We start from the raw sequence: 10,476 nt of genomic DNA, 5'->3' as shown, positions 1-10,476 counted from the left end.
TTTACATTCTAAGCATATTATTTCCGAACCATATCGAAAACAATTATTTTGGCTGAATTTCTTAAGGATTAACTGCTTAATGTTCCTGAATTCCTAAGTATTACATTTTGACGTGCGGAAGGTGGGCTCTAAAGTACTTCTGAGCCAAAGATATCATCATGAGAACTACCTTCCATAACAGTTAAATCACCTATAGGAACAGGATTTAGTATTAGGGTATTAGAAAGCCAAAAATATCGATTGGAAGAGCTAGTTCATTTATCTGCGTTTGCGGTGTTCGTTCATCTGTGGATGTTATCTTGTCTCAGATTGGAATGTAAATCGCCGTATTTGTATGGTTTAGCTTCCTGAGAAAAAATTTCCCATAAATTATTATGTTCTAAACTACTGAGAATAGATATTATATGTAGCGGGCAAGCAAAAAATTATTATTGCTAAATTTATTATGGCTAAATACGTATTTATTACTGGCGGGGTTGTTTCCAGTATTGGTAAAGGAATTGTCGCAGCTAGCTTGGGTAGATTACTCAAGTCCAGAGACTATTCTGTATCAATCTTAAAACTCGATCCTTACATTAATGTCGATCCTGGTACAATGAGTCCTTTCCAGCACGGGGAAGTATTCGTTACTGATGATGGTGCAGAAACAGACTTAGATTTAGGACATTACGAACGTTTTACTGACACATCTATGTCTCGTCTTAACAGTGTTACCACTGGTTCAATTTATCAAGCAGTCATCAATAAAGAAAGAAGGGGTGATTACCAAGGGGGAACAGTACAGGTAATTCCTCACATTACAAATGAAATTAAAGAAAGAATTCATCGAGTGGCTCGTAATACAGGCTCAGATGTTGTTATTACAGAAATTGGTGGCACAGTAGGAGATATTGAATCATTACCTTTCCTCGAAGCAATTCGTCAATTTCGCAAAGATGTCGGACGTAACAATGTTGTGTATATGCACGTTACCCTTATTCCTTGGATATCCGCAGCAGGGGAAATGAAAACTAAACCCACTCAGCACTCGGTTAAAGAATTACGCTCTATTGGAATTCAACCAGATGTCTTAGTTTGTCGTAGTCAGCGTCCTCTAAAATCAGGAATTAAAGAAAAAATATCTGAATTTTGTGATGTTCCTGTAGAATCGGTGGTTACTTCTCGTGATGCTAGCAGTATCTACGAAGTTCCCCTGATTCTAGAACAGGAAGGCTTGGCACAACAAACTTTAGAATTACTACAGCTAGATCGACGAAAACCAGATTTAGATGGCTGGAGCAATTTAGTTGCTCGGATGAATAGCCCTAAAACTAAAATAGAAATTGCCATTGTCGGTAAATACGTCCAGTTATCAGATGCTTATTTATCTGTAGTGGAAGCTTTGGGACACGCTGCGATCGCTACTGGTAGTGAGGTAAACTTAAGATGGGTAAGTGCGGAAGATTTAGGAAAACATGGTGCGGAGCAATACCTTAAAGATGTAGCAGGTATCGTTGTTCCAGGGGGCTTTGGAATCCGTGGCGTAGATGGTAAAGTTGCGGGTATTGGGTATGCACGGGAAAATAAGATTCCCTTCCTCGGCTTATGTTTGGGAATGCAATGCTCTGTTATAGAATGGGCAAGAAATATCGCTCATTTGGAAAGAGCCAATAGTTCTGAATTTGACGAGAAAACCCCAAACCCTGTAATTAACTTACTTCCAGAACAACATGATGTGGTAGATCTAGGCGGTACAATGCGCCTCGGTCTTTATCCTTGTCGTTTAAAACCCAATACTCTCGCTTTTTCTTTGTATCAAGAAGAAGTGGTTTACGAACGCCACCGTCATCGCTACGAATTTAATAACGCTTATCGTAGCTTACTTTTAGAAACTGGTTATGAAGTAAGTGGCTCATCTCCTGATGGTCGTTTAGTAGAAATTATCGAATTAAAAGGTCATCCTTTCTTTCTTGCTACTCAGTTTCACCCAGAGTTTCGCTCTCGTCCTAGTAACCCCCATCCATTATTTTTAGGTTTTATCCAAGCTGCTATTGGGGGCGAAACAGTAAATTATTCTCTAGAAGAAATTAATTTGGAACTCAAAAGTTAAAAGTATTGCATTTTCCGATCTCTTTTCCCTATTTGCGTCCTTCAGGACGGAAATTAAATAAGTATTTTGTTCGGGCTGAAACCGTACCGCAGGGCTTGCGGAATCGGGCTGTTGCAATACAGTAAAGGCCTGTGGACGTAGCAATGTCGGGGGCATAAGTTTGGCTTGTGTCTAGATATGTGCGGGTGAAACAGAAAGACTCAATCGTGAGGTTGGGAATCACCATGCCTGATAGCTGGTGAGGATGTCAATTTCCTGACAATAAAAAAAAGTCTTCCTTTTATTAAGGAAGACTTAACGAACTAATAATTTGATTTATGAGCTATGAGGTAAAAAACAGTAAAGTCTTGGTCGATGAATCTTGAAGGATTACTCCTCAGTTTCAATTTCAGTTTCAGTTTCAACAACTCCTTCAGCAGCTTCAGAATCAGTTTCTACTTCAGCAGAATCGCCTTCAGGAAGCATGATTTCTGTAGGATCGGTTTCTTCAGCAGATTCAATATCATCGGTAACTTCAGTTTCAGTGTCGATCGCCGCATCTTCACTCATGCCATCGGGAGTTTCAGTTTCAGTGTCGATCGCCGCATCTTCACTCATGCCATCGGGAGTTTCAGTTTCAGTGTCGATCGCCGCATCTTCACTCATGCCATCAGGAGTTTCAGTTTCCACCGCAGTATCGTCAGTCATACCGTCAGGAGTTTCACTACCTAATTCATCGGGAGTCATGTCTTCTACGGATTCAACACCTTCTTCCCCTTCTTCAAGAATAACGGAGTTCTCGCCACTGGGGACTTCTGTGTTGGGAGTGCTGTTGACAGAGGAACAAGCACCTAAAAGAGCTAAGAAGCTTAATGTTAAGGATAGAGGTAGAACTTTAATGTCAGTTTTCATGGTTGTTATCTGTTTCTTTAATTGGTTTGTTAATTATTAAGTTAAAGCTTAAAAGTAAAAAACCTGATAGTTTTTATTATAAAAAAAAGTTTTTTTGTCGGGAACTTTCTTATAAAAATAGTAGTCTGCATTGGTCTTTATAGTTGCATTACTCGATCGATAATAGTCATTTTTCGTAGTAACTATTGCTTATATTATCACGGCAAATAGATGAATAATGTCTTTATATCAAGGCTGAAAGGTAGTGGATCAATAGAAATTACTATTTTAGATAGGTTTTAAAAGCTAATAAAATATTAAGAAAATATAAATTGAGGCTCTAGTAATAGCTTAAAAACACTTTTATAGTAAGGAAAAACCTAATCCTAGTAATGAGCCAACAAGGATTAGTTTCCAAGGAGTGATTTTATAATTAATCAAACCAATTAACGCCAGAATAAAAATTACTGTTACTTCAATAGATTGGGCGATTGTCTCTTGAATTAAAGCCGTTTGTGCTAGAGGAATTGCTGCTGCTGCGATCGCTCCTAAGACTGCGGGGGTCACACCTTTTAAGAAGCTTTTGACCTGGGGATAGTTTCTGATTTTTTGTAGCAGAGGTGTCGCAATCATGATAAATAGGAAAGAGGGCGTAAAAATACTGACTGTAGCCGTAATTGCACCGAAAAAGCCTGCTACTTTATAACCCACAAACGCAGCCGTTAAGACTACTGGACCTGGGCTAATTTGACCGATAGCAACCCCATTGAGAAATTCTGTTTTCGTTAACCAGTTAAGCTTTTCGACTACTTCAAACTCTAGGAGGGGGATAATTACCAAACCTCCACCAAAAATAAAACTGCCAACTTGGAAAAAGAAACTTAGTAAAGGAAAGAAAAACTCTTGAATTCTTTCTGTACCCCAAAAGCTAGAAAAAGTTAGGTTGCTAGTTGCTAATGTCGTATCGAGACTCAGAGGAATCAAAGGAAACCAGAAATTACTGGAGTAAAAGCGATCGCTTAATAAATGAAATAATCCCGCCAAAAGGAATAAAATTAAGACATTGATGTTAGAGAATAACATCAGAGCCAAAGTGATTATAGCGATCGCTATTCCCAACTTATTGCTAATCACTTTTCGACTCAACTTCCAACAAAAGCCCAAAATAATAGCTGTTACCACAGGGGAAATCCCTAAAAACAAAGCTTTCGTTTGGGGTAGGGTTTGCCAATGAAAATAAGCCCAAGACAAAGCTAGAACAATCAAAAAAGCCGGAAAAATAAAACATATTCCCGCAACTAAAGCCCCTAATTGTCCACTTCGCAGATAACCTGTATAAATAGCCATCTGAGTCGAAGCTGGGCCTGGTAACATCTCACAAATGGCAATCCCTTCACTAAATTGTTCCTGGTCTAACCAATTTCTTCTGGTAACAGCTTCATCGCCAATAGCTGCAATATGAGCTTGAGGGCCACCAAAACCGATAATGCCTAGTTTGAGAAATAAAAATGCTAATTCTTTCATTTCGTTTGTGGTTGTTTGTTCGTTATTAATTAACTGATTTCTGATTTCTGATAATCGATCGTTGATATGATGAAGAGGTTAAGAAGGTAGTGGCTAATGTGGAAAAGCAACCAAGTATTATCGCGATTTTAGGAACAGGCGTTTGGGGATCTGCTTTAGGGAAGTTATTAAGTAACAATCAACATCAAGTCCTTTTTTGGAGTCGTAGCAATAGTACAACTCTCACAGAAATAATTCCACACTCTTCGGTAATAGTTTCTGCAATCTCGATTAAAGGGGTGCAATCGACTATTAATAAGCTAAAAAATCTCAATCTCACTCCAGAAACAATTATTGTTACCGCCACCAAAGGTTTAGACCCCGATACCACTAAAACCCCTTCTCAGATTTGGCAACAAGCCTTTCCCCATAACCCTGTAGTAGTACTATCAGGCCCTAATTTATCTAAAGAAATAGACCGAGATTTACCCGCAGCTACTACTGTTGCCAGTAATAGTGTCGTCGCAGCCGAAACCATTCAAGCAATTTTTTCGGCCGATTTGTTTCGCGTATATGTGAATCAAGACCCCTTGGGAACAGAGTTAGGGGGTACTTTAAAAAATATTATGGCGATCGCAGCAGGAGTATGTGACGGTATGAAACTGGGTACTAATGCCAAAGCTGCACTACTGACTAGAGCCTTACCAGAAATGATACAGGTAGGGACTCACTTGGGTGCTAAGGCGGAAACTTTTTTTGGTTTATCTGGTTTAGGAGATTTAATTGCTACCTGCGATAGCCCTCTGTCTCGTAACTATCAGGTAGGCTACGGCTTGGCGCAAAGAAAAACCTTGGAAGAAATTTTATCTGATTTGGAAGGTACGGCAGAAGGGATTAATACTACTCAAGTGCTAATTAAAATTGCCCATCAAAAACAAATTGCTGTTCCGATTGCTCATCAAGTTAATCTGTTACTAAAAGGCAAGATTACCCCTCAACAAGCAGTAAAAGCTCTTATGGCGAGAGAGTTAAAAGCCGAATTTCACCATTTAGATGGCAAGTAAGTGAGCAGGTAAGGGAAATCATCGATCGATTCGATCTCAAGAATAGATTCTTCCGCGCCATTTTTGAGGTTTTTTGATAGATGATAAGAAGATGCGCCATACTGCCAATGTATCGGCAAAGGGCGATAACCAGAAGAAAATAGAAGAACTAATATAGGAAGGCGCGATCGCAAATAACATGCCCCAACGTAATAGTATCAAAAATAAATTTAAACCCAAAAGCCCCCACAAAAGAGTCAATTGATTGCCACTACTAATTAAATAAATGGTGATTATTAACAGTGGTACAGGTAAAGCTTGTACTAAAAAGAGAAAAGCGACATCCCCCCAAACTTGAGCATTAGAAGCTGCATCTTTCAAATCTAGCGATCGCCCCCATTCTTGCCAAGTTTCTTTGGCTCCTTCATACATCCTGACCTTGATTACTTTTGAACCGTCTAAAAAGCCTACTTTATAACCCTTGGCTGCGATGTTCCTAGCTAAAGTTACATCATCACAAAAAGAACTAGCAGCAGTGGTGTAACCATCCAAAGCTTTTAATACCGAACGACGACAAAGAAAACATTGTCCGTTTGCCATCACTCGACTTGAAGTATTGGCATCAATTCCTGCTGAGTCAAAACGATAGAGCAATGTCATCAACAAAGCAGGTTGTAACCACCATTCTCCTGGGTACTGCAAAATAAACTGAGGAGCAAGGGAAATAACATCATAGCTTTCTTTCTCTGCTATAGTCACTAAACTGGAGATTAAGCCAGGTTGAGGTTGTGTATCTGCATCTATGCCCAAAATCCAATCACTATCAGACGAACTGTGTAAATATCCCGTATGTAATGCCCAAGGACGACCAACCCAACCAGAAGGAAGAGGATCGTCGGTAATGAGACAAAACCGAGAATCCTGTTTACTGGTGGTTTTGACTATTTCCTGTGTCCCATCTTGCGAGTTGCTATCGACAACAATAACTTCTCTTAATTCTTGATTTTGTTGGCTTAAACCCTCTAGACAAGGAGTAATTCGGTTAGCTTCATTTAAAGTCGGAACCACAACGCTTACTTTGCCTGAAAAATCGGGATTAAAAGGTTGAGGTTGCAGAGGAGGACGACGTATGGCCCCTTTGAGCAAACGAGATAAGAGGATCGCCGTTGCCACTACCTGAAACAATAGTAACATTATAGCGATCGCCATAAACAAGTTAGAGTTCAAAATAAGTGAATGGTTCAAATTAATTTAGAAAAACGACATTGCCTCATGGTGGTATGAAAAGCGCAAAATTTTACTTTTTCATTAATATTCAAGAGGCTTAAAGCTTAGAGGAGGGACTGTCTCTTGGGGAGGTGGCGTATTCTGGGGAAACCCCAGAATCGTGTGACCGCCGTGTTTCCCCAAGAGTTTACATTGTCCTCGAATGGGGATACGCCCCGTCTTAGAGCTTAAAGCTACGAACAGTATTACTATAGGTTTCATACCTGTCTTGAACGAGTTGCTCATTGAGGGAAACCCAAGGGGCTGATTCTGTCGTTTCACGGCAGAACTTGTAAGCCCCGCCCAAGACCCCTAAAGGACTCGGCTTCGCCGTCGCGCACTCGTTCGCTAAATCAGCAACGCCAGAAAAACGAGTTCATTTGACTTGTAACCATAGTTCACTGGAGTTAAAGTTGTTGGTTGCTCTCCAGTACAAAGCTACGATAGGAACAACACCTAAAACAATTCCTAACAGCACTGGAAGATAAAACCCCGCAGCCAAACTCAAAACAGTTGCAAATGTAAAATTAGCCAAATAAATTGTCAAAGGTAAGCTCAAGTCCATATCAGATAGATTGAGGGGTTTCATGCGCCATAGTAAGGTGGCAACAGCCATAAACACCATACCTGTACCCATCCAACCAGCAAAGTTTTGATAAGGCATTCCGAAAAATGCTCCTGGTTGTTCCCAAACCCAGAAAGGAATTGGTGCTTGGCTCATCGCAGGATCGAGAACAAAGTCCCATGAAGTAAGGCATAATGAGCCAAAAGCGATCGCTCCTAAATAACGCAACCAGTTCTTCATGGCAATGGTTTGTAAACCCACCAAAGCAATTATATAAGCACTAAAACCGAGATAAAACCAAGACAAAGGAATCGTAAACGGTACTAAACCAGCAATTTTATAACCCAAATTACTCAGATAACGATAATGACCAAAAGGAAAACCAGTGCTGGTTCCTAGTAGTTCGCTAGTCAAAGATAAACCGATTGCAGGTACCATAAACCCCAACCAGTGCCATAAACCTAATTTCCGATAGGCGTAAATAGCAACAGCAACAGTTCCTAACAACATATAGATAACACCACCTCCAGCCATCGACCAAGCAAAAATTTTTTGTCCCCACTCAAAAGAGGTTAGCTTTGTCATAAAGTCTATGTTGGGTACAACTAAAATAATTCCTGCCAAGCCAAAAGCCATCGATATAATATGTCCAGTGAGCAGATAGCCTTCAACGTTTGATAATTTTTTCATTAGTGAATTTTAGATTAGAGAAAAACTCCTTTTGTAGTTAGTTTACAAAGATTAATGAAGAAATGTGTAGCAAAGAGCTACTTTGATTTTTTCTAGAGCTTTCAAAAATGCGCTGTGAGCCAAATTACGTTTAAACTTAATTAACTATCAGTAGCAAGAGATAGAAGGTCAAAACTCAAAATTATGGCACATTTAGACAAAATAGCGGTAGGAATCATCGGTGCTTCTGGATATGGTGGAGTTCAATTAGTGCGTTTATTGTTGGAACATCCAGAAGTAGAAATTGCGTACTTGGGGGGAGATAGTAGTGCGGGGAAAAAATTCACTTCTCTTTATCCTCATTTGACTCATCGAGTAGATTTAGACATTGAGAAGATAGATTTGGATGTAGTGGCTAATCGCTGTAAGGTAGTATTTTTGGGTTTACCCAACGGGTTGGCTTGTAACATCGCACCGACTTTGATTGCTAAGGGTTGTAAAGTACTCGATCTATCAGCAGATTATCGTTTCAGAGATTTAGATACTTATATTGCCTGGTATAAAAAAGAACGAGCCGATGGAGAAACCGCAAAGAAAGCAGTTTATGGTTTACCCGAACTATATCGCAATCAAATCGAGCAATCCCTTTTAATTGGCTGTCCTGGCTGCTATCCTACTGCTACTTTACTTGCTTTATCCCCTTTATTAAAACAAGGCTTAATCGAGCCAGAAACCGTCATTATCGATGCTAAGTCTGGTACTTCTGGAGGTGGTCGTCAAGCTAAGACGAATATGTTGTTAGCAGAAGCAGATAATTCTCTAGGAGCTTATGGAGTAGCAAATCACCGCCATACTCCAGAAATCGAACAGATTTGCAGTGAATTAGTTAGACAAGAAGTGAGAGTGCAGTTTACACCCCACTTAATTCCAATGGTCAGGGGTATCTTATCCACAGTTTATGCTACTCTGCGCGACCCTGGTTTAGTTAGAGACGATCTGATTACGATTTATAATGCTTTTTATCGTTCATCTTCTTTTGTCAAGATATTACCCAATGGGATTTATCCCCAGACTAAATGGGCTTGTGGCACTAATCTTTGTTACATTGGCATTGAAGTAGATCCCCGCACTGGTCGAGTAATTGTCATGTCGGCTATTGATAACCTAATTAAAGGTCAAGCTGGTCAAGCAGTTCAATGTATGAATTTAATGATGGGTTGGGACGAAGCTTTGGGCTTACCTCAATTGAGTTTTTACCCTTAAAATTAGCTCGCTTGGAGCTTAAAGCTGTTAGCTAGTTAAACCATCGATCATTTACCATTAAGTGTTTATGGAAGAGACAAAATCCAGCAAAAATAAAGGCAAAAATAAATATTGGTTGTGGTTAACTACCGCAGTTTTTGTTGTGATGCAATCTCTTCCTGTTCAAGCTCAAACAGTATTAGAGTCTATTGAAGAAACAGGGGTTTTAAAAGTAGCAGTTAGAGAAGATGCTGCACCTTTTGGTTATGTAGATTCTGCAAAAAATTTACAGGGTTATTGTTTGGATTTTTTAGCTTTATTAGAAGAAAAACTAAAACAAAAATTAAAAAGAAATACGCTCGCAGTTAGGCTATTAAAATCAACCACTAGTAATCGTTTTCAATTAATTCAACAAGGATTAATCGATTTAGAATGTGGTCCTAATACAATTAGAGAATTATCTTTATCGGATGTTGCTTTTTCTAGAGCATTTTTTAATACTGAAATACAGTTTTTAATTGCCAAAGAGCAAGAAGATAGAATTGATTTAGAGGGTGATTTAGCAGATACAAGTATTGGGGTGATTCGTAATACTGGCATTGAACAATTAATTAGAGAAAGCTATCCCTTAGCAAGATTAGTTCTTTTCTCAGGAATTACTGCCAGAGATAGAGGAGTACAGGCAGTTGAACAGGGAAATATTGATGCAATGGCTAGTGATGGTATTTTATTAAAAGCCGAAGCAGCAGAACAAAATTTACCTGTAGATGAATATATTTTGATTCCCCAAAATACTGCTTCTTTTGATAATAAATTGTCTGCTAATAGCGATCGCTACGGAATGATTATTAGAGGCAACGATCCCCAATGGCAAGACTTTATCAATTCGGTAATCTCTAGTAAAGAATCTCAGCAATTATTTAAGCAATGGTTTGACTTAGTTGAGTCTTTTCCCCAACAATCTAATAACTAATAGCTCTTATTAACGATCTTAAAAATCGCGTTTCTCAAGATTATTAAAAACAGAGGTTACAGTAATAATTTGTGAATTGCCGTAGGAACAAAGATAATAAAAACAATTTAACTAGTCACTCAATCTTGATGGGAGCAAGTCAGTTTTGATAGAACAAGAGAACTAGAGAGTTTAGAGAGAGTAAGCGGTAACATGAAATGGAAGTTGATTGATGGCAAAATAGATGGATTCCCAGAAAGAGGCACTCTTAGCACAG

9 protein-coding genes are annotated in these 10,476 nt (G+C 39.1%); 4 read left to right on the top strand and 5 right to left on the bottom strand.

The features are described 5' to 3' along the window. Window positions 1-445: 445 nt before the first annotated feature. The gene (locus H1P_RS26645) at window positions 446-2,089 is read left to right on the top strand and encodes a CTP synthase (RefSeq protein WP_144873337.1); all 1,644 of its coding nucleotides are present in this window, start codon (window positions 446-448) and stop codon (window positions 2,087-2,089) included. Window positions 2,090-2,458: 369 nt separating this feature from the next. Here H1P_RS26645 and H1P_RS26640 read toward each other — a convergent pair whose 3' ends face one another. Together H1P_RS26640 and chrA are read right to left on the bottom strand one after the other, a co-directional pair. Then, window positions 2,459-2,980: a hypothetical protein gene (locus H1P_RS26640; protein ID WP_144873334.1), complete on the bottom strand. Its 522-nt coding sequence runs from the start codon at window positions 2,978-2,980 to the stop codon at window positions 2,459-2,461. 342 nt (window positions 2,981-3,322) lie between these two features. Further along, window positions 3,323-4,483, bottom strand: a complete 1,161-nt coding sequence (gene chrA / locus H1P_RS26635) for a chromate efflux transporter (protein ID WP_144873331.1) — start codon at window positions 4,481-4,483, stop codon at window positions 3,323-3,325. 98 nt (window positions 4,484-4,581) lie between these two features. Between chrA and H1P_RS26630 the strand changes: the two genes are divergently transcribed. Further along, window positions 4,582-5,526, top strand: a complete 945-nt coding sequence (locus tag H1P_RS26630; RefSeq protein WP_144873328.1) for an NAD(P)H-dependent glycerol-3-phosphate dehydrogenase — start codon at window positions 4,582-4,584, stop codon at window positions 5,524-5,526. 36 nt (window positions 5,527-5,562) lie between these two features. Here H1P_RS26630 and cruG read toward each other — a convergent pair whose 3' ends face one another. From cruG to cruF, 3 genes are all read right to left on the bottom strand, one after another. Next, on the bottom strand, window positions 5,563-6,714 hold the full coding sequence (gene cruG / locus H1P_RS26625; protein WP_186376157.1) for a 2'-O-glycosyltransferase CruG: 1,152 nt from the start codon (window positions 6,712-6,714) through the stop codon (window positions 5,563-5,565). Between the two features lie 99 nt (window positions 6,715-6,813). Then, window positions 6,814-6,993, bottom strand: coding sequence for a hypothetical protein (locus tag H1P_RS26620; protein ID WP_144873322.1), 180 nt, complete (start codon window positions 6,991-6,993; stop codon window positions 6,814-6,816). Between the two features lie 154 nt (window positions 6,994-7,147). After that, a complete protein-coding gene (cruF, locus tag H1P_RS26615) occupies window positions 7,148-8,026 on the bottom strand; it encodes a gamma-carotene 1'-hydroxylase CruF (RefSeq protein ID WP_144873319.1) in 879 nt (292 codons plus the stop codon). A 183-nt stretch (window positions 8,027-8,209) separates the two neighbouring features. On the opposite strand from cruF, the gene argC reads away from it, so the two are divergent. Then, window positions 8,210-9,268, top strand: coding sequence for an N-acetyl-gamma-glutamyl-phosphate reductase (gene argC / locus H1P_RS26610; RefSeq protein ID WP_144873316.1), 1,059 nt, complete (start codon window positions 8,210-8,212; stop codon window positions 9,266-9,268). A 67-nt stretch (window positions 9,269-9,335) separates the two neighbouring features. Beyond that, window positions 9,336-10,220 carry an amino acid ABC transporter substrate-binding protein gene (locus H1P_RS26605; RefSeq protein ID WP_144873313.1) on the top strand — a complete coding sequence of 295 codons (885 nt, stop codon included), beginning with the start codon at window positions 9,336-9,338 and terminating at the stop codon, window positions 10,218-10,220. The last annotated feature ends 256 nt before the right edge of the window (window positions 10,221-10,476 follow it).

Source organism: Hyella patelloides LEGE 07179 (genome assembly GCF_900659865.1).
Taxonomy (GTDB): domain Bacteria; phylum Cyanobacteriota; class Cyanobacteriia; order Cyanobacteriales; family Xenococcaceae; genus Hyella; species Hyella patelloides.
Note: the sequence above shows the minus strand (reverse complement) of the source record. Positions and strands in the feature narration are given on the sequence as shown.